Consider the following 20,597-nt stretch of genomic DNA (forward strand, 5'->3'; position numbering starts at 1 on the left):
ATATGGAAGATAGTGAGTATGTGGGAGTTGGTAAAAGCAGGTGGCTGGCTGATGACACCTATCGTTGTCTGTTCTATATTGGCATTAGTCATCATTATCGAGCGTAGTCATACGCTACAATTTAACAAAGTCGCTCCTAACAGGTTGCGCGAACAGCTAATAACTCGTTTACGTGAAAATGGTGATATTGGCCGCACGCAGTTAATGAATGTAAAAGAAAAGACTGCGCTTGGTGATATCTTGGCAACGGGTTTGCTCTATCGTGAATATGGGCTAGAGTCGATGACGATGCACATGCAAAATCGTGCCAGTGTACAAGTTCATCAGCTAGAAAAGAATATCAATATGCTAGGTACTATCGGTGCGATTGCTCCGTTACTTGGCTTATTAGGTACGGTATTAGGTATTATTTCTTCATTCCTGGCGATTACCGATGGAGCAATGCAGGATCCAACGATGCTGGCCGCTGGTGTGTCACAAGCCTTAATTACCACAGCTGCTGGTATGATTGTTGCTATCCCTGCGTTGGTTGCTTATCGTTATTTTCAGCGCCGTATTATTGATATTAATGCTCAGTTTGAGACTCAAGCAGGGCTTATGATCCAAGAATTGTACGATTATCAGTTACTTGCTAGTACGCAGCCATCTACATCTTCTAGCCGTATATCAATAGAAGATAGTATTGTGCAAGAACGTTCATTCGGTGGGTTGGATTCGGATAAGACTAGAATAGCGGCAGTATAGTAAATGCGGTTTTAAAGATAGAAGTCTTGAGCCTATAAATGGTAGCTGAATTAAAGAGATTGATATGCGTTTTAGAAAACCAACGGTTGAACCGCTTGAAATTAATCTAACACCGATGATTGATTGTTTACTGTTTTTGATTGTATTTTTATTACTTGCTACCTCATTCAATCATTTTAGTCGTTTAAATATTATCCTTCCTGAAGCGGAAGGTGTCGCACTGACAGAACAAAACAATAGTATCGAAGTAGCTGTGCAAGAGGATGGCAGTTATTTGGTCAATGGTATTACACTTGCTAGTAGTAATGAGGCTGAACTAACCAGTATGTTGCAGCAAGAGGCGGGCAGCAATCGCGATATGTTATTTGTTATTGCAGCGGATGCCAACGCGACCCATCAGTCTGTGGTACGAGTGATGGATATCGCCGGAAAGCTCGGATTTTTAAACCTAAACATCAGTACAGTGGTACCACTTGGCCAAACTTTACCGCAGTAAAATATACAGTCTCACCACCATAAAACTGTGTGACATACAGTCCATTCATACCATGATACCCAAATTGAGGCTTTTATGAGCCAAGCTTATTTACCTGACTCTAAAAAATCTTCTGCTAAAAGTGCGTCAGCAGTACCGCCCGTTACGCCTAAGAGTAAAACCTTACTACGATTATTAAGGTATTTGAAACCTTATTGGTGGGCGCTACTATTGACCGCTTTAGGTTTTGCGATTAATGCAGGGACAGAGATTTGGACTGCCAAGCTTCTGCAATATATTACAGATGCTATCAATCAGAATGATCAAAGCAAACAAGCTCTGTTTCCGCTACTGATTATATTGCTATTCTTTGTGCGCGGGGTCGGTAGCTTTTTGGGTAACTACTATTCTGCATTGGTCTCACGCAATTTGGTCTATGAGCTACGTGTAGAAGTTTTTAACAAATTACTGCGCTTACCGAGCTCATTTTATTTGGCCAATCCAGCAGGTACGATTTCATCAAAATTGATATTTGATGTTGAGCAGGTCACAGCTGCCAGCACCGACTCAATGAAAACCTTGCTACGTGATGGCTTGACCGTTGTTGCATTGGTTGGTTTTTTGTTTTATAGCAATTGGCGGCTAACGCTTATTCTATTTGTTGTATTGCCTCCGATACTATGGTTGATTCGCATTGCGTCAAAGCGCTATCTTAAGCTTTCTAAAGATATTCAAGAGACGATGGGTAGTGTCAGTCATATCACCAATGAAGTCATCGGTGGCTATCAAGTAGTTAAAAACTACGGTGGACAATCATACGAGTCAGCACGTTTTGATAAAACATCGAAGAAAAACCTACGCCAAGGTATGAAGGTAGTTGTTACTAATAGTATTAATACCCCAGCCGTACAGCTATTAATGGCGATGGCGATGGCGGTAGTCATCTGGCTTGCACTGAGACCTGCAGTGATAAATGATATTTCAGCAGGTGAGTTTATCTCTTATATTGCAGCAGCAGGTTTATTGAGTAAGCCAGTACGTTCACTGACTGATATCAATCAGAAGCTGCAAAAAGGTCTGGCTGCTGGCGAGTCAATTTTTGCGCTACTTGATGAGCCAGAAGAGGAAGATACAGGTACGATTAGTAAAGCATTATCAGGGCAAATGTCGTTAGATAATATTAGCTTGGTATATCCAGACTCTACAGTTGCTCTACGTGATTTTACCTTGAATATTAAAGCAGGCGAGACAGTTGCACTGGTGGGGCGAAGTGGCGCAGGAAAATCGTCATTAGTCAATTTATTAACACGTACTTTAGAGACGTCTTCAGGACAAATCACGTTAGATGGTATGCCGATTGAAGATATTAAGTTAAAGAGTCTACGTGCCCAGATTGCGATGGTGAACCAGCAAGTCGTACTGTTTAACACCACTGTATTTAATAATATTGCTTACGGCGGTTTAGCTGACAAGACTCAAGCTGAGGTGGAGCAAGCCGCAAAAGATGCCTTCGCTCATGATTTTATTATGAAAATGCCAAACGGCTATCAGAGTGAAATTGGTGCTGAAGGATTACAACTATCGGGCGGTCAGCGACAGCGACTATCTATTGCTCGTGCGCTACTAAAAGATGCACCGATTCTCATTTTAGATGAGGCTACCAGTGCGCTTGATAATGAATCAGAGTACTATATTCAGCAAGCGCTCGATAATGTGATGAAAGACCGTACCACATTGGTTATTGCCCATCGATTGACAACTATCGAATCAGCTGACCGTATTGCTGTGATGGATGGCGGACAGATTGTTGAGTTGGGAACGCATGATGAGCTAATGCAGCTGCAAGGTCACTATGCGCAAATGTATGCTAGAGATTTTGAGTAGTCAGTTTAGAAGTTTTCAGCCAATTTTTACGCAGCGATGAACCAATAAGATAAGCGATATTGATTAATGAGTATTGAGACGACAATCACACGCGCATGGCAACGTCAAGCTGTTTGGTTGTGGTTGTTGTTGCCTATCAGTTGGTTGTACGGTTTCATCACTATGCTGCGTCGTCAAGTTTATAAAACCAACCTGTTATCGAGCTATCGAGCACCTATTCCTGTGATGGTTATTGGTAATATCAGTGTGGGCGGCAGCGGTAAGACGCCGCTGATTATTGCTCTGGTTACTTATCTACAAAAAAATGGCGTAAAGGTAGGGGTAATCAGTCGCGGGTATGGTGGTGATACGAGTCAAATGCCTGCATTGGTTAGTACCACCAGTTTACCCCATGTAGTAGGAGATGAGCCGTGCTTGATAGCTCATATGACAGGAGCAGCTATGGCAGTGTGCCCCAATCGCCAGCAAGCAATTGCTACTCTGTTACATACAGAGCCTGATTTGCAACTGATCATCGCGGATGATGGTTTGCAGCACTATGCACTTGAGCGGGATATCGAATGGATTGTAATAGATGCCGCCCGTGGGTTTGGTAATGAACAACTACTACCAACAGGTTTTTTACGTGAGCCACTGTCACGATTAGAGGGTGCAAATGTTATTTATCATGAAAAACCAGATACAGACTTAACTCGGACTTCTAGAAGTGGTAGTAAGATACAGTCTGCTGATCGTTTGACCATGCACTTACAAGCTGATGAGTTACAACGTTTATGGACCCCTACATCGAACGATACTCAATCAAATAATATTAAACCTGCTAATAATAGCCGCGTCCATGCCGTTAGTGGTATCGGTTATCCGCAGCGGTTTTTTGATACCTTGGAATCTATTGGTTTTGAGGTAATAGGGCATCCATACCCTGACCATTATGATTTTAGTTTAGCTGAGCTTTTGCAATATGGTGATCATCCTATCATCGTGACCAGTAAAGACGCGGTGAAAATTAGAGCATTATTGGCAGACTATACAGCGACACAAGTACTCAGTGAACAGTATGTAGAACTTATCAGTAGACTATGGGTATTACCGGTAACGGCTGTATTATCTGAGAATAGTTACAATAATCTAGATGAGCAATTAAAGGCGTTAGGGATTTGTATCGACCATGATGTGAATATGTCAGCTCTAATATAGATAACCGCTAATATTTTAAATCGCCTTATAATTTTGATAGGAACATACCATGTCGTTTGCTACCACACCTGCCAAAACTCATATCGTGATTCCTGCACGTTTTAAGAGTACACGACTACCTGGTAAGCCATTGCTAAATATTCATGGCAAGCCGATGATACTTTGGGTAGCAGAGAAAGCACAAACCGCAAGTTTTGCTGATGATATGTGTATAGCGACCGATGATGAGCAAATTGCAAAAGTTTGTACTGATGCAGGCTTTGATGTCGTTATGACCAGTAGCGAGCATGTTTCAGGTACAGATCGCCTGTCAGAAGTAGCAGCTATTAAAGGCTGGGCTGACCATGATATCGTGGTGAATATGCAAGGTGATGAGCCCCTAGTACCGCCATTGCTTTTGGAGCAAGTACAGGCGCTTTTGGTAGCGGATGAGGGTAGCGTGATGGCCACACTGTGTGAGCCTATCAATGATTATGATACGTTCCAGCGACCATCGGTAGTAAAAGTGGTCAATCAATATGCTGACAACTTACAGCGTGCACTGTATTTCAGCCGCGCTCCAATTCCTTGTGATCGCGATGTGGTATTGGCTGATAATAATCAGATGCAATCACCAAAGAGCGCCTATCGTCATTTGGGTTTATACGCTTATCGTGTCAGTCTGTTGCAGCAGTTCGTAAACTGGCCACAAACGCCACTTGAGATACTCGAGAGCCTAGAGCAGTTACGTGTTTTAGAAAATGGTCAGCATATCGCTATCGCAGAAGCTGCCTGTCAGTTACCAACTGGTGTCGACACACAAGAAGATTTAGACCGTCTAAACGCGATGAGCTTAGATAACTTTCAAAATCCTAATAAGTAACAATCTGAGCAAAGTTGCGTACGATTCTAAGTTTCCTACAATGCTAAAGTATCGTTGTCGTGGATATACCTGAAATACCTAATCAATGTGATAAAGCCATAACCATGAATAATCTGACAGGAAATATGGACGCACTAGATAACACAGACCGTATGTATTTTGCGCCACTATTGCCATGGCAAAAAGTATTGTGGTTGCAGTTGACCGAGCGAGTACTTAAGCAGCAGTCTTTGCCGCATGCATTGCTCGCGGCTGGTATGCAAGGTATGGGCAAACGCGCTTTTGTATGGAGATTAGTCGCTTGGTTATTATGCCGTGAGCGTGGCGCACATCCGCTAGGTGCTTGCGGAGTGTGTGAGAGCTGTCAGTGGCTTAAATCGGGAACTCATCCGAGCTTGCAAGTATTGCCACTCGTTAGTATGCCGACCAGTGCGGATAGCGATACGTCTCAAAACAAATCAAGTAGCGCAAAAGATAAAAAAAGTGCCAAGACCACTAGTAATAGTGCTTCTAAAATCAAAATAGATGATATTCGTGCCTTGCAGCCTTTTATTTATCAAGGCGGGAATGGGGTACGTATCTGTGTGTTAGATCACGCTGAGCAAATGACGATAGCTGCTGCTAATGCACTGCTCAAGACATTAGAAGAGCCGCAAGCACAGGTGCATCTGTTTTTGATTAGTGATACGCCTGCTCAGCTACTACCAACCATTAAAAGTCGTGTACAACAATTGCCATTACAGACAATTGAGCCAACTGTTGCTATTGACTATGTGACGCAGACGTTAGGTCATACAATTAATCGTGAAGCCGTTGGCACCGCTGAAATTAAGCAGTTACTACAATTGGCCAATGGTGTGCCGTTAGCTGCTATAGCCTTAGCGCAAGCACCATGGTATAGCAAGCGCAGCCTATGGTTGACCACGTGGCAGGCACTACGTAGTGGTAAACGTAGTGGTGTGGCGGCAAGTGATTACTGGCAGGGACAGCTCGATATCAAAGAATTTATACAACTGTCTGAGCTGATGCTCCTTGATATACGCCGTGTCTGTTTGGGGCTCAGTGAGCTACAAAAGGATGTCAGTCTATCGACGATATTGGCTGCTTATCAACCTACTGATGGCGGGTTAGTGGCATTCGCCAATAGCGTACAGCAGACCAAAATCGCATTGCAACAAAATGTGCAAGAAAAATTTGCCTATGATAAGCTAATGCAAGAGTTAGCAAGCTTATAGAGCCGTGCTTTAACGCTTAATTAGTGTTCGAAAATCTGCCATAATTTTTATCTATATGCTATCAGTTATTTATACAAATACATTAGACCCAGTTGATAAAGGAAGCTGACTATGGCAATGCCAGGACGTGGCGGGATTTTAACCTGTCATTATGAAACTATCGAAATATTGTATGCCAGCTATTTGTCATTCGTCAGTAATGGTGCTTTATTTGTACCGTCTGATAAACCTCAGCAGTTGGGTAATGAAGTGTTTATTGCTATCACGCTACCCAACTCTAGTGAACGTCTACCAATGAATGGCAAGGTTGTTTGGGTTAACTCTAAGACTCAAGGCAGTCGACCTGCAGGGTTTGCTGTGCAAATTGGTAGTGATGTTTCTGGTCAGAGAATTAAGAGTGAAGTCGAGCGCTTATTAGCTGGGAAAATTGATAGCTTGCAATCGACTTATACTATGTAATATCTAGGTAGTATCTAGAAACCACACCTGTATCTTTAATGACTTTGATTGTGGTTTTTAATTTGTAGACATAAAAAAGCAGCCTTATTAATTAGTAAGGCTGCTTTTTAGATCTAGTTTACTTAATTTTTTATAATAATAGGCGCTAGTATTTTAATAGCGAGGTGGTACATACATATCATCGGGGATAGGTTCGCGATAGTACTCATCGTCGCGTTTACGCTCTGGCAGTTCAACTTCATCGCGAGGGACTTCTTTAAAAGGGATTTGGTCAAGTAGGTGAGCGATACAATTTAGTCGCGCCCGCTTTTTATTATTGCCTTCAACGACCCACCATGGTGCCTCAGGTATATGGGTACGCTCAAACATGGTTTCTTTCGCCTTGGTATAATCTTCCCAGCGTCGCCGCGATTGTAAGTCCATCGGTGAGAGCTTCCACTGTTTTAATGGATCGTGAATACGGCTCATAAAGCGCGAATGTTGCTCATCATCAGTAATAGAAAACCAGTACTTCACCAAACGAATCCCTGAGCGTACTAGCATGCGCTCAAATTCTGGTACCGACTGAAAAAACTCCTCATATTGCGCGTCAGTGCAAAAGCCCATAACTCGTTCAACGCCTCCGCGGTTGTACCAGCTACGGTCAAACAATACGATTTCGCCTGCTGCTGGCAAGTGCGCCACGTAACGTTGAAAGTACCACTGCGTTTGCTCGCGCTCGGTGGGAGCAGGTAGGGCAGCTACTCTACAAACGCGTGGGTTTAATCGTTGGGTGATGCGTTTAATAGCGCCGCCTTTACCAGCAGAGTCACGACCCTCAAATATCACAACGATACGTTCACCACGTGCAACTACCCAGTCTTGCAGTTTGATAAGCTCGCGCTGTAATCTTACCAACTCTTGAAAGTAGGTGCGCCGATTTAATCTTTCTTGTTCGCTCATCTCGCGTCCATCAAAACGAAAATCGCGTACATAATCATCTATCTCGTTCTCTAGTTCTTCATCATAAGTATCGATCAGGTCTTCTCGCATCTTACGATGCAATTCATCATTAAATATTTCTTTATCCATACGTGCTACAAAGCTGGTTTGTTCAGTTGAACTAAGCTCTTGTCGTTCTTGCGGTGTTAACGGTGTGGGTTCGATGGCTGACGGGATCTTACTCATAGAAGCTCCTCATGAATATCGTTATTGTTTTATTATTACCTCTCTTTACTTTAGCATATCTATTTCTCAAGCTATCGACTGGTCACGTTTTATTATTGTGTTTTTGAGTATTTTTAGTGCGTGTAGTACGGTCAAAACACTAGTTATCAATGTAAAATCGCCACAGTCGCGTCATAAAAAAGCACCCTCTAATGCGTAATTAGAGAGTGCCGTAAGAGTCTAAAAAGATTAATTGCTAGTTATGTAATCTATCAGATTATTTTTCTAGGATACAAGTTACACCTTGACCACCGGCTGCGCAGATAGAGATAAGTGCACGGCCTGAACCTTTTTGATCTAATAATTTAGCAGCAGTCGCTAAAATACGACCACCAGTTGCCGCAAATGGATGACCTGCTGCTAGTGATGAACCGTTTACGTTTAGCTTGCTACGATCAATAGAACCTAGCGGTGCATCTAAGCCTAGGCGCTCTTCACAGAAATTCTCATCTTCCCAAGCAGCTAGGGTTGATAGTACTTGTGAGGCAAAGGCTTCGTGAATCTCATAGAAGTCAAAATCTTGTAGAGTCAGACCAGCGCGCTCAAGCATGCGTGGTACCGCATAAGCTGGCGCCATTAGTAAGCCTTCTGTGGTGCCAGACTTACCGATGAAGTCTACCGCTGCGGTTTCTTGATGAACAATATAAGCAAGTGGCTTTAGACCGTGCTCTTTTGCCCACTCATCAGTACCTAATAGTACACAAGAAGCACCGTCAGTAAGCGGCGTAGAGTTGGCTGCTGTCATCGTTGGGTTGGCATTCTTTTTACCAAATACTGGTTTTAATTTACCCAGTTTTTCTAATGTAGTATCTGGACGCAAGTTGTTATCACGAGTCAAGCCTTTGTATGGTGTGATCAAGTCGTCAAAGAACCCTTCGTCATAAGCGCGTGCTAGATTTTGATGGCTGTTAAACGCAAGCTCATCTTGATCTTTGCGACTGATGTTCCATTCAAGTGTAGTAATCGCCTGATGATCGCCCATTGATAGACCAGTACGTGGCTCACCGTTTTGTGGTGAATCGATTAAGTCTTTTGGATTTAAACCCATGAGTGCTTTTAGGCGTTGTTTGTTATCCTTTGCTGCACCGAGTTTGATCAGTACTTTGCGCAGGCCATCGCCGACAGCGATAGGAGCGTCAGATGTAGTATCTACACCACCAGTGATTGCTGAATCAATCAGACCAAGTGCAATCTTGTTAGCAGAAGCAAATGTTGCTTGCAGACCAGTACCACAAGCTTGTGCGATATCATACGTTGGCGTGTGTGGGTTTAGCGCAGTATTCAATGCGGCTTCACGAGTAAGGTTGATATCACGGCTAAGTTTCATGACTGCGCCAGATACCACTTCGCCTACTGTTTCGCCTTGTAGGTTATAACGCTCAACCAAACCGTCTAAAGCGGCCGTTAGCATGTCTGTGTTGCTAACATCAGCGTATGATCCGTTTGAACGTGCGAATGGGATGCGGTTACCACCCAAAATAGCAACACGATTCAGGTTTGAAGCAGGCTTAGTTGCGCTAGTTTTTTTATTTGAAGCAGGTTTTTTAGCAGCAGTAGTTTCTACTTTTTCGTCGACAGCTGTTTCTTTTTTTGCCATATCAGACTTTGTATCCGTCGCTTTAACAACCGTACTTTCAACAACAGGGCTATCTGGATGATTGTTTTTATTACTCATAATATTATCCTTAAAAAGTATGGGTAGAAAAAATTGAGAGGTAATAATAAAAAATGATTAAATTCTTTTATACAAGCAAATATTATCATTTATTATGCAGTACAGCTGTTTCTCATAAGGCGTTTTTATGCACTTAATGTATCTCTTTAGCAAACTATGTGACGCTTGTATAAGGTCAGTAGTAGATTAATGACCATAACGCGTCGCTCTAATAGACTGGCTAGTAAGAAATGTTAGCATTGCATAGCAGTATTTTTGATAATATATTGTTATTAATAATTAAGTATGCCATAACTTATAGGTCAGATTTTAACATGTTATAGTGGCGCCTAACGCTGCTAAAAGCGACTGGCTTGTATACTGACTTGTTTACAGATTGTTGTAGACATTGTCTGTTTTTGGACTTGTTTATAAGGGAAGTGTATAGTTAGGCTAGTTTTGAGGCGATTTACTAAATTTAAATAATTACGATGTCAATGTCTCTATATAATAGATTCATTGCATTTTTTATTATTATACGAATCATTAATTATAAGGACTATATTATGTCAGACCGTTATGGTGATTTTGTTCAATCTTCTATTGGCAAAAAAGTAGCAAAAAACTTAGGCTTACCAATGCCAACGACGCTTGATCGTTTTGAAAGCGGTGAGCGTTTGGTGCGCGGTAGTGTATTGGTTGGACGTGCTACTGGCGATGACAAAAGTGTCAGCGAGTCTGTTGCACGCATTCTGTCAGATGTCCATGCTGAAGTATATGTAAATAGCAGCGATGACATTAAAGACGCACTTGCTGATGCAGGCGTAGAAGCAAAAGCCAACACGGGCGGCGACGATCAATTCAAAGTACTACTGTTTGATGCCAGCAATATCAGTAATGCTGAACAGCTAAACGAACTTTATGAGTTTTTCCACACGGTTGCACGCCGCGTAGAAAAATCAGGCCGTGTGGTTGTGGTTGGTCGTACGCCAGAGAATATCACTGATATCGAAGCAGCAATGGCTCAGCGCTCGCTTGAAGGTTTTGTGAAATCAGTGGGTAAAGAGTTTAAGCGCGGTATCACAGCACAGCTAGTTTATGTTGAAGAAGGCGCAGAGCAGAACCTAGATTCAACCCTACGCTTTTTCACCTCAGCTCGTTCAGCTTATGTATCAGGACAAGTAGTACGTGTCAGCAAAGGCAGTTCAGTTGATGTTGACTGGAACCAGCCTTTGGGCGGTAAGACTATGCTGGTGACTGGCGCAAGTCGCGGTATTGGTGAAGCTATTGCTCGTGTATTGGCTCGTGAAGGGGCGCATGTGATCTGTCTTGACGTACCGCAGCAGCAAGCTGACCTACAGAAAGTTGCTAGCGAAATCAGCGGTTCGGCTTTGACCGTAGATATTACTAGTGAAGACGCTGGTGCAGAAATTGCTGATGCTGCCCAAAAGCGTGGCGGCCTAGATTCAATTATTCATAATGCTGGCGTGACTCGTGATAAGACGTTGGCTAAGATGGATGAGAAAAAGTGGAACATGGTTATCGATATTAACTTAGGTAGTATCGCTAGATTGAATCGCTATTTGCTGGATAATGAAGTATTAAAAGAAAACGCACGTATCGTATGTGTGTCGTCAATTTCAGGTATTGCGGGCAACATGGGTCAGACCAACTATGCTACTTCTAAAGCAGGTGTCATTGGTTTGGTTAATGCAACTGCTAAGCAATTAGAAGACAATGCTAAGGGCATGACGATCAATGCAGTCGCTCCTGGTTTCATCGAAACTCAAATGACAGAAGCTATTCCATTTGCTATTCGTGAAGCTGGTCGCCGCATGAACTCAATGAGCCAAGGCGGCTTGCCAGTAGATGTGGCTGAGACTATCGCATGGTTTGCCTCACCTGCGTCTGGTGGTCTAAATGGCAACACGGTTCGTGTCTGTGGTCAAAGTTTACTTGGTGCATAATGCTGATTAATGAGTAGGCATGTGTGAGAAGTCAGGTTCAGATAAAAAAATTAGTTGTATGATATGACCTATTATTTCTCGTTTGTATCACATATGCTTACGAAATAATCTCTTATATAGTGTAATAAAGCTGCCCAAGGGTGGCTTTTTTATGGTAAAAACACAAGAACCAATAGCCAAACTATTTTTTGCTGTTAAGGATACTCATGAGGTTGATTAAATTTAATGCTTATTAGATGATTTAATAGTAGGCTTTAGTCAATGACTGTAGATTGTCTTTATATACGTTAAAGAACTTGTTCAAGCCACACTTAGGAAGTACTTATGTCAGACAAACATTATGATGCGTTGCCAAAGGCGCACACCACTTACGCCAATATCGTTAAAAGCCTATTGCCAATTGGAAATGCTGATAAGGTCAGTAGAGACCAACTACCACAATCTACTTACTATGTAGATGACTTGCATATCGATCAAGAAAACCTAGACGACTATCGCAACATTTGCGGTTTTGCTGATGATGGTAAAGTGCCGGCGACTTACTTTTCGGTATTGTCACAAACGTTGCAGATGAATATGATGGTTAAAGAGCCATTTCCATTTGCCATGTTAGGTCTTGTTCACGTCGACAATAGCGTAACTCAGTATCGTCCGATCGGTGAGCGTGAGACGGTAGCAATGTCGGTCACTTTTGATAATTTACGCGATCATGCCCAAGGTCAGCAGTTTGACTTTGTGACTATCGTAAAATCAGAAGATGAGGTTATCTGGGAAGGTACGTCGACTTATTTATCACGTAGCAAAAAGCCTAGTAGCAGCAAAGATAAAAAAAGTACACCGCGTCCAGCAGTGGTTAAGCTAGAAGTCAATGAAGAAGGTACTCATAGTATTTTTGAAGTGCCAGAAGATATCGGTCGTCGTTATGCCTTTGTTTCAGGTGACTTTAATTTAATTCATTTACATCCGCTATCAGCACGTGCGTTTGGTTTCCCAAAAGCGATTGCACACGGTATGTGGTCAAAAGCGAAGTGCCTTGCCCTGATGGGTGACTTGCCTGATGCTTACACGATTGACGTCTCATTTAAGCTACCTATCTTCTTGCCAGCTGAAGTAGAATTGATTGCTGAGCCAGTAGCCCAGCTTACAAACATAGACGATACCTGCGAGTTCGGACTGTATAGCTCCAAAAATAACAAACCGCATCTAGCGGGTGTGGTAACACTAAAGAGCAACAGCAAGTAGTATATAGCATCATAAAATTTCTACTCTAACAGCCATATTTAACGTATATATTTATTACTATGACTTCACAAAACATGCCTTCAGAAGAAAACGCGATAGACACAGACAAGACAGGTAGCTTGGTATCGAGCGATACGGTCGCTGCTAATGATAGCGGCGCTAATACTCATATTAGTGCCGATAATGGCGTTGATTTGGCTGCTATCTTTGAGCCTTATTTTCGTCCAGACGCAAATACTATTGTTTGCGGCGCATTAAATGACGAGAAGGTCGTTGCTTTAGCAAAAGCGGGCGTCGAGTTGGTTATTAATTTGCAGCCTGATGACGAGTTAAGCTTTGATGAGGCGTCAGCAGTTGAGCAAGCAGGTATGCATTATGAACACCTGCCTATCAGCGGTGCTAAAGAGCTAAAGCAGCTTAAGATATTGGCGTTTGATAATGTGTTACGTCAACATCATGGCAAAAAAGTCGCGATGCACTGTGGGTCGGGTAACAGAGTAGGCGCTGCAATTGCGCTGCGGGCAGGATGGTTACGTGGACGTAAGATGGATACAGCGATGGAACGTGGACGCAGTCATGGTTTGACTAAGCTTGAACAAGAAGTTCATAACCGTTTGCTGGTACCGCGTTAATCAGGTTTTTGGTATTGAATGTTAGTACTGTCTTAGACGCTAGCAATCTTTCAAAATATTGTCGAAATAAATAATAAAAAGGCGACCAATAGGTGGCCTTTTTTATTGGTTCACAATTCATTTATACTGGTTCAAATATTTCATATAGCCTAAGAACAACTCATTCTAAAAATAGAATAATTTATATCACTGGAGCAAGGTAATAATGAATCATAATACAGAACATCCTAATACAACTACGAATATGGATATTCAGAAAAACTTACAGCAATTACTGACAGATTTACAGCTTGATGACGCACCCGCTGGTGGGGCTGTAGTAGTGTATCAGGCAGGCCAGTGTATAGCACAAGCCAGTACAGGTATGGCGCGGCCTGATATACTGTGGCAGCCTGATACGTTGGCGATTAATTTTTCTACTGGTAAAGGAGTGTTGGCAACGTTGGTTCATGTGCTTGTTTCGCAACAGCTGATCGAATATGACAAACCTATTGCACATTACTGGCCAGAGTTCGCTGCAAACGGCAAAGATCGAATCACTTTACGACAAATCATGTCGCATCAGGCTAATTTATTTTCGATTCAAAGCATTGATGTCGATAGTGAAACGGTACTCGATTGGGATACGATGCTACGCCATATTGCAGCGATGCCCATCACCTCCCCTGAAGATGCTACCAAATATGACAGCGCTTATAGTGCATTGGTCTATGGCTGGGTATTGGGCGGCGTGGTAGAGGCGGTCACGAATTTATCATTCGCTGAAGCACTGCGCCAGTATCTAACGGAACCTCTAGGTATTGCTGACAGCTGCTATTTTGGTGTGCCAAATAGCAAAGTAGATCAGGTGGCAAAATTGGCCAAAGATTTTGAAGAGTCAGAAGATACGAGCTCTCAATTAAAGTCGAGACGTCAAAAACCAACCTTGAAAGTGGACTCTCAAGAAACCTTACGTACTTATGCAAGCTTACCCAGTTACCATTGCTGGCAACAGAAAATGCTAGATGATAAGCGCGCAGCTGAGACACAGAGTAGCCTTGATGACAGCCTTGATGGAAAGCTAGATAGCTCTGATAATGATAGCGTACGACCTACCTTAAATACTGCACGTATTAATAGTTTATATTTTAATACCAGTCAGCTTAATCTAAAAAATTATAAGGCGGCGCTGATACCTACTGGCAAGCAAGCGCTTGATTATCATAACCGTCAAACATTACAGGCTGTCATTCCAGCGGCAAATGGTGTCGCTTCCGCTAAAGCACTGGCAACAATCTACGCAATGTTAGCTAATGGCGGTGTATGGCAAGGAAAAACACTGATTGATAGTGCCACTTTTGAGCAGTTATCTACTCCGCAAATTAAGGGTTTAGATGCGGTTATGCCAGCGGCTATGAAATGGCGATTGGGCTACCATAGATTATTTAGCTTATATGCCAAAAAAGACGATACGAATAAGAGAGTGAATCCAGCATTATCAGGATTTGGGCATATGGGATATAACGGCTCGGTCGCTTGGTGCGACCCTGAGCGCCAACTATCATTTGCTTTTATCCATAATTTTGATACCACTATGCTCAACGACGTTCGTCAATTTGCATTGACAGAGGCTGTCTTAAGCTGGGTAGAAGAGATACTTTAATAATATTGGTTTTAATCGCGAATTGATTTTTTTCAAATATAAGCAGCATTAGTTTTAATGCTGCTTATTTGGTGTCATTTTAAGCAATCTTGAGGCGCTTAGACCATGGATGAAGATAGAGGTCAAAATGACAATCGAACAAACAATCCATAGTTTAAGCGCATCTTCATCAGCAAAAAAACCTTGATTGAGAGCGTAAGACAAGTAGTATAAAGTGCCAATACCGCGAATACCCAAAGCCGATATCGCATATTTTTCGGTATGGGGCAGGTTCAATCCTGATAAGGCAATAAATCCACCGATCGGACGTATAAGTAGTAGAAAGGTAAAGCTAACGATATAGACACGCCATGTCAGCTCGACATCTGCCTGCAACCCTTGACCAAGGAACATACCAAAGATAACCAGTACTAACGACATCAGCAAGCCTTCTGATTGTTCAGCGAAATCATGCAGTTTTTGGTGATAAGTATGCTCACACTCTGAGCGACGGAACGCAAATGCAGCCACAAACACTGCGATAAAGCCATAACTGTGTACATATTCGGCAAGACCATACGCTAGTAGCGTCAACGCAATAACCACATAACCTTGCGAGATGGTTGTCTCACGGATATGTTTAGAAAAGACCACTTTAGCTAATACTTTACCAACCAATACACCTACCACAACGCCTGCGCCAATTTTCCACAAGACATCATGAGTGAACCACGACCATAGCATCTCATAGGTAAAGGCTTTGCCTTCACTGAACGCTTCTGCGATCTTAATTGCTAGATACACAAACGGAAAAGCCAGACCATCATTCAATCCGGCCTCTGACGTTAAGGTAAAGCGCGGTGTGTCTTCACCGCCTGTATTGGGAGGTCCGACTTGTATGCTAGAGGCCAAGACAGGATCGGTTGGTGCCAGTACCGCACCCAACAAAATAGCAGCACCCAATGTCAAACCAAAGGCGTAATAACCCAAGACGGCCATCGCAAAAATACCAATCGGCATGGTGATAAGCAGCAGTCTGACGGTCGGTCGCCATAATCGCCAAGATAGGTCCGTGTCAATTTTAATACCAGCACCAACCAATGAGACCAATACGATAATCTCAGTCAACTTTTCGATGAGTAAACCGTTATCAAGTGGGTCTAAAAAAGACAAAGACGTCCACCAGTAGCCCATGATTAGGCCAAAGCTGACCTGAAGCATCGGTAATGAAATAGAGGTGCGCTTAAAAATAACAGGAAATAATGCCCCTAGTAAAAAGGCAATCCCGCAGATTAGTAAAAATAAATTATATTTTTCGATCATAAGGTTACGCACGTCATTATGTTTTAAGGGGTTTTTTAAAAGGTGATTCTAGATACTGATGACAATTAATAATTGTAGATAAATTTAGCCATCGATATCTTTTATCATGACGCCAAAATAAAATAATTACCGCAAAAAATAGTTATCAAAATGACAGCTGCGTTGTTTTTTAGTGAAAAAAAGCCTGCATTGCGCAGGCTTTATATATTTTTATCAGTATTTTTGGAACATTTAGATATTACGGCTTAGCGCTCAACTTGACTCACATCACGTATAGCGCCAGTATCGGCACTGGTAGTCATCGCTGCATAGGCACGCAATGCTGGCGTGACATAACGCTCACGGCTGACAGGCTTCCATGCATCACGACCACGCGCTTCCATAGCTTCGCGGCGAGCAGCTAAGTCTGCATCACTGACTTGCATGTTAATGGTGCGATTAGGAATGTCGATATGAATGGTATCGCCTTCTTCAACTAGGCCGATGGCACCGCCTTCAGCAGCTTCTGGGCTAGCATGACCGATTGATAGGCCTGATGTACCACCAGAGAAACGACCATCGGTGAGCAATGCGCATTCTTTACCCAATCCTTTCGATTTAAGGTACGTCGTTGGATATAGCATTTCTTGCATACCAGGGCCACCTTTAGGGCCTTCGTAACGGATGATGACAACATCACCTGCAACGATCTGATCATCCAATATCGCAGCAACAGCATCGTCTTGTGATTCAAATAGACGTGCGCGACCAGTAAAGGTTAAGATGCTTTCGTCGACGCCTGCGGTTTTGACCACACAGCCACGCTCGGCAATATTGCCATATAGTACGGCTAAGCCGCCGTCTGTAGAGTAGGCGTGTTTCGCACTACGGATACATCCTGATTCACGGTTGACGTCAAGATTGGCCCACTCTTGTGACTGTGAAAATGCTTCTGTGGTACGTATACCACCAGGTGCTGCAAGGAAGCGCGCACGTGCCTCATGATTGTCGGGGTTCATGATATCCCATTTCTCAATCGCTTCTTTCATCGTTGCACTATGGATGGTCGGCACATCAGTTTTTAGTAATTCAGCACGGTTGAGCTCAGCCAACAATGCAAAGACACCGCCAGCACGATGCACATCTTCCATATGATACTTCTGTGAAGCAGGCGCTACTTTTGCAAGACAAGGCACACCGCGACTTAAACGGTCGATATCAGCCATCTTAAAGTCAATCTCTGCTTCGTTGGCAGCAGCAAGTAGATGCAAGATGGTATTGGTTGAGCCGCCCATAGCGATATCTAAGCTCATGGCATTTTCAAAAGCGGCTTTGGTAGCGATAGAACGTGGTAATACAGAATCATCATCTTGCTCATAGCGACGCTTGGCAAGTGATACGATGGTACGACCAGCTTCTAAGAATAGCTCGCGACGCAATGAATGAGTGGCTAATAGTGAGCCATTACCTGGTAGGGCTAAGCCTAAAGCTTCGGTCAAGCAGTTCATTGAGTTGGCAGTAAACATACCGGAGCACGATCCGCAAGTAGGGCAGGCTGAGGCTTCGATAGCGGCGACGTCTTCATCACTGATACTATCATCCGCGGCGTCCATCATCGCATCGACAAGGTCAAGTTTGCGAACAGCACTACTATCACTACCATCATTATTATGGCTCTTACCAACAGTACTGGCTAAAATTTTGCCCGCTTCCATTGGACCACCTGAGATAAATACCACTGGAACATTAAGGCGCATTGCGGCCATCAACATACCTGGAGTGATTTTGTCACAGTTAGAAATACATACTAGCGCATCTGCACAGTGAGCATTCACCATATACTCGACAGAGTCAGCGATCAAATCACGACTTGGTAGCGAGTACAACATACCGCTATGGCCCATCGCAATACCATCGTCGACCGCAATAGTATTGAACTCTTTTGCAACGCCGCCTGCTTGCTCAATCTCACGTGCGACCAGTTGTCCAAGGTCTTTTAGATGCACATGACCAGGTACAAACTGGGTAAAAGAGTTAGCAATCGCAATGATTGGCTTACCAAAGTCGCCGTCAGTCATGCCGGTTGCACGCCATAATGCGCGCGCGCCTGCCATATTACGACCGCCGGTAGAGGTTTTTGAGCGATAATCCATGTGATATTCCTTACAAATAGGCGGGGTTGTTAAAATGTGCACCCTCAGTTCTAATAGGGATAGTGTGCTTTTTATAGAGAGTGAGTACTAGTGAATAATACTAATTCGTTACCATACCATTAGATATGAATAACTAAAAACAATATGCTAATAATAATGAATTAATAATCGTAAGCGATGAACAAAAAGCAGGTATTCAAAACATCTACTCGATACGTTCTAATATGGCTTTCTCAAACCAAGGAAGATCGGTCTTGTCTGCTTCTAATTTCACAATGGCTGCGAGCGCATGGGTAGCCTGTAGTTGCTGATAGTCGCTACTAGCCTCGATCGTCAACAGTGATTCGGCAGATAATGCTTGCGTATTAGGGTTTGGTTCGTCAACGCTGATTAATGTCTGTTTATTATTTTTATACAGGACGTCTACGCGACCAAAAAACTGCCAGTCTTTGAACGCCGTCGTAATCGCATCCGCAGTATCTTTGGTATATACCTGCTGCGTCTCCTTACCTGTATTGGTCCAATGCAGCCTGACTGCCAATTGCAATGCCTCACTAAATACCACTAACGAGCCGATAATTTTTACATGCCAAGGACTGGTCAACAGCTCTTTATCAATACCAATCAATGTAGCAGCCTCGTGAGCTGACATAGGCGTATTAAATTTAAGCAGCAGTTCAGGAGTGAGAGAGTACGTTTGTTTGATCGCATCATCTAAACTGTCATAGTGATACAGAAAAGGCAGCGGTAAATCTTGGGTGACAGTCTTCTTTATAATTTTACAATTGTGTATCTGCCAGCTGATGGTTTTATCAGTCAATGCTTCTGCTAATATGATCGCGTTTGGATCGATGGTTTGAGTCATATTTTCAGACTCAAGATTAGATTGTACTGAGTCGGAGTGTTCTGAAGCAATGCTGTCAGACACAGAGGTACCTTCTCCAAAAACTTGGGTCGCGTCATCGCGTACAGCGTCAGTGTCGTTATCTGAGCTATCTAAGTTGTTTAAGCTATTTGAGTTATCTAATGTACTGGTTGGCAAAGTAGGCAAATCCATAAACATAGCGTTATTAAAATAGAGGGTTAATATAACATTTTAAGGGTATGGCCCGCCAATAAAATAGTGAGCTAGCATAGTTGGAATATGGCTTGATATTTTTCAAATTCGATTGTCACACTGACTTGTACTCAGGTTATATTTCGTCCACTATATGACAGACGCTTTTATCTATTTTGGATAGCTATTGAGCTATTAATTGGCTAATAATAAAACTCTTAAAGGAAAAAATAATGACTGAAGCTAATCAACAAACCACTTATGATGACAATAATATTTTTGCCAAAATGCTAGAGGGCGATATTCCATATCATAAGGTATATGAAGATGATAAAACGCTCGCCTTTATGGACATCATGCCGCAGGCTGAAGGCCATGTATTAGTGATACCTAAACAAAAAGCCTTTGATTTGGAAGACCTTGAACCAGAATATGCTGCGGCGGTACTAATGACGTCTAAAAAAGTCATGCAGGCACAGCGTAAAGTATTTGAGCGTGAAGGGGTGATTCAAATGCAGTTGAATGGGGCGCAAGCAGGGCAAACTGTGTTTCACTATCATATACATCTGATCCCTTCAAGCATCCATGAGCTAGGCCGCCATGCCGTCACACAAGCTGATCAAGGTGAGCTTGCAGATATTGCACAACGACTGGTAGCAGCAATCGATGCTCAATAACTAAATAGAGTATTTTTTAACTGAACAGAGAGAGATACATCTAGAAGCGACAGTACATTTATAAACTTTAGTTTGTTTACTATTTTCTTATTATGAAAATATAAAACATATACAATCCAAAGGCAGCTAGCAAGCTGCCTTTTTTATTTGCTTGGTAATAATTATGTAACATTGCTTAAATTCATGTTACCAATTTAACGCTTAACTAGGGTTTTAGCAAAGAGTGTGAT

17 protein-coding genes are annotated in these 20,597 nt (G+C 42.7%); 12 read left to right on the top strand and 5 right to left on the bottom strand.

The window, feature by feature from the left end:
• Positions 1-18 precede the first annotated feature (18 nt).
• The 7 genes from ACT3QR_RS01440 (at position 19) to ACT3QR_RS01470 (ending at position 6,856) form a co-directional block, all read left to right on the top strand.
• Positions 19-744: a MotA/TolQ/ExbB proton channel family protein gene (locus ACT3QR_RS01440; RefSeq protein ID WP_444519611.1), complete on the top strand. Its 726-nt coding sequence runs from the start codon at positions 19-21 to the stop codon at positions 742-744.
• A 64-nt stretch (positions 745-808) separates the two neighbouring features.
• Positions 809-1,240, top strand: a complete 432-nt coding sequence (locus tag ACT3QR_RS01445; RefSeq protein ID WP_057759437.1) for an ExbD/TolR family protein — start codon at positions 809-811, stop codon at positions 1,238-1,240.
• Between the two features lie 75 nt (positions 1,241-1,315).
• Positions 1,316-3,103 carry a lipid A export permease/ATP-binding protein MsbA gene (gene msbA, locus ACT3QR_RS01450; RefSeq protein WP_444519612.1) on the top strand — a complete coding sequence of 596 codons (1,788 nt, stop codon included), beginning with the start codon at positions 1,316-1,318 and terminating at the stop codon, positions 3,101-3,103.
• Between the two features lie 66 nt (positions 3,104-3,169).
• Complete coding sequence (gene lpxK / locus ACT3QR_RS01455; protein WP_444519613.1) at positions 3,170-4,300, top strand: tetraacyldisaccharide 4'-kinase; 1,131 nt, start codon at positions 3,170-3,172, stop codon at positions 4,298-4,300.
• Between the two features lie 49 nt (positions 4,301-4,349).
• On the top strand, positions 4,350-5,162 hold the full coding sequence (gene kdsB / locus ACT3QR_RS01460) for a 3-deoxy-manno-octulosonate cytidylyltransferase (RefSeq protein WP_444519614.1): 813 nt from the start codon (positions 4,350-4,352) through the stop codon (positions 5,160-5,162).
• Between the two features lie 104 nt (positions 5,163-5,266).
• Positions 5,267-6,397 (top strand): DNA polymerase III subunit delta', encoded by a 1,131-nt coding sequence (locus tag ACT3QR_RS01465; protein WP_444519615.1) that lies wholly within the window; start codon positions 5,267-5,269, stop codon positions 6,395-6,397.
• A 111-nt stretch (positions 6,398-6,508) separates the two neighbouring features.
• Positions 6,509-6,856 carry a PilZ domain-containing protein gene (locus ACT3QR_RS01470; protein WP_444519616.1) on the top strand — a complete coding sequence of 116 codons (348 nt, stop codon included), beginning with the start codon at positions 6,509-6,511 and terminating at the stop codon, positions 6,854-6,856.
• Between the two features lie 153 nt (positions 6,857-7,009).
• On the opposite strand, the gene ppk2 is transcribed toward ACT3QR_RS01470, so the two are convergent.
• Positions 7,010-8,023: a polyphosphate kinase 2 gene (ppk2, locus tag ACT3QR_RS01475; protein WP_444519617.1), complete on the bottom strand. Its 1,014-nt coding sequence runs from the start codon at positions 8,021-8,023 to the stop codon at positions 7,010-7,012.
• A gap of 256 nt (positions 8,024-8,279) precedes the next feature.
• A complete protein-coding gene (locus tag ACT3QR_RS01480) occupies positions 8,280-9,737 on the bottom strand; it encodes an acetyl-CoA C-acetyltransferase (RefSeq protein ID WP_444519618.1) in 1,458 nt (485 codons plus the stop codon).
• Positions 9,738-10,282: 545 nt separating this feature from the next.
• On the opposite strand from ACT3QR_RS01480, the gene ACT3QR_RS01485 reads away from it, so the two are divergent.
• From ACT3QR_RS01485 to ACT3QR_RS01500, 4 genes are all read left to right on the top strand, one after another.
• Complete coding sequence (locus tag ACT3QR_RS01485; protein WP_444519619.1) at positions 10,283-11,683, top strand: 3-oxoacyl-ACP reductase; 1,401 nt, start codon at positions 10,283-10,285, stop codon at positions 11,681-11,683.
• A gap of 324 nt (positions 11,684-12,007) precedes the next feature.
• The gene (locus ACT3QR_RS01490; RefSeq protein WP_444519620.1) at positions 12,008-12,925 is read left to right on the top strand and encodes a MaoC family dehydratase; all 918 of its coding nucleotides are present in this window, start codon (positions 12,008-12,010) and stop codon (positions 12,923-12,925) included.
• 59 nt (positions 12,926-12,984) lie between these two features.
• A complete protein-coding gene (locus ACT3QR_RS01495) occupies positions 12,985-13,557 on the top strand; it encodes a beta-lactamase hydrolase domain-containing protein (RefSeq protein WP_444519621.1) in 573 nt (190 codons plus the stop codon).
• Between the two features lie 205 nt (positions 13,558-13,762).
• The gene (locus ACT3QR_RS01500; protein WP_444519622.1) at positions 13,763-15,199 is read left to right on the top strand and encodes a serine hydrolase domain-containing protein; all 1,437 of its coding nucleotides are present in this window, start codon (positions 13,763-13,765) and stop codon (positions 15,197-15,199) included.
• 54 nt (positions 15,200-15,253) lie between these two features.
• Here ACT3QR_RS01500 and ACT3QR_RS01505 read toward each other — a convergent pair whose 3' ends face one another.
• The 3 genes from ACT3QR_RS01505 to ACT3QR_RS01515 form a co-directional block, all read right to left on the bottom strand.
• Positions 15,254-16,501 carry a cation:proton antiporter gene (locus tag ACT3QR_RS01505; RefSeq protein ID WP_444519623.1) on the bottom strand — a complete coding sequence of 416 codons (1,248 nt, stop codon included), beginning with the start codon at positions 16,499-16,501 and terminating at the stop codon, positions 15,254-15,256.
• A 245-nt stretch (positions 16,502-16,746) separates the two neighbouring features.
• Entirely contained in the window at positions 16,747-18,633 is a 1,887-nt protein-coding gene (gene ilvD, locus ACT3QR_RS01510) for a dihydroxy-acid dehydratase (protein ID WP_444519624.1), read from the bottom strand.
• A gap of 205 nt (positions 18,634-18,838) precedes the next feature.
• The gene (locus tag ACT3QR_RS01515; RefSeq protein ID WP_444519625.1) at positions 18,839-19,690 is read right to left on the bottom strand and encodes a hypothetical protein; all 852 of its coding nucleotides are present in this window, start codon (positions 19,688-19,690) and stop codon (positions 18,839-18,841) included.
• A 233-nt stretch (positions 19,691-19,923) separates the two neighbouring features.
• On the opposite strand from ACT3QR_RS01515, the gene ACT3QR_RS01520 reads away from it, so the two are divergent.
• A complete protein-coding gene (locus ACT3QR_RS01520; protein ID WP_444519626.1) occupies positions 19,924-20,367 on the top strand; it encodes an HIT family protein in 444 nt (147 codons plus the stop codon).
• The last annotated feature ends 230 nt before the right edge of the window (positions 20,368-20,597 follow it).

Origin of the sequence: Psychrobacter sp. AOP7-B1-25, from assembly GCF_052376195.1 — a bacterium.
In the GTDB taxonomy this organism is placed as follows: domain Bacteria; phylum Pseudomonadota; class Gammaproteobacteria; order Pseudomonadales; family Moraxellaceae; genus Psychrobacter.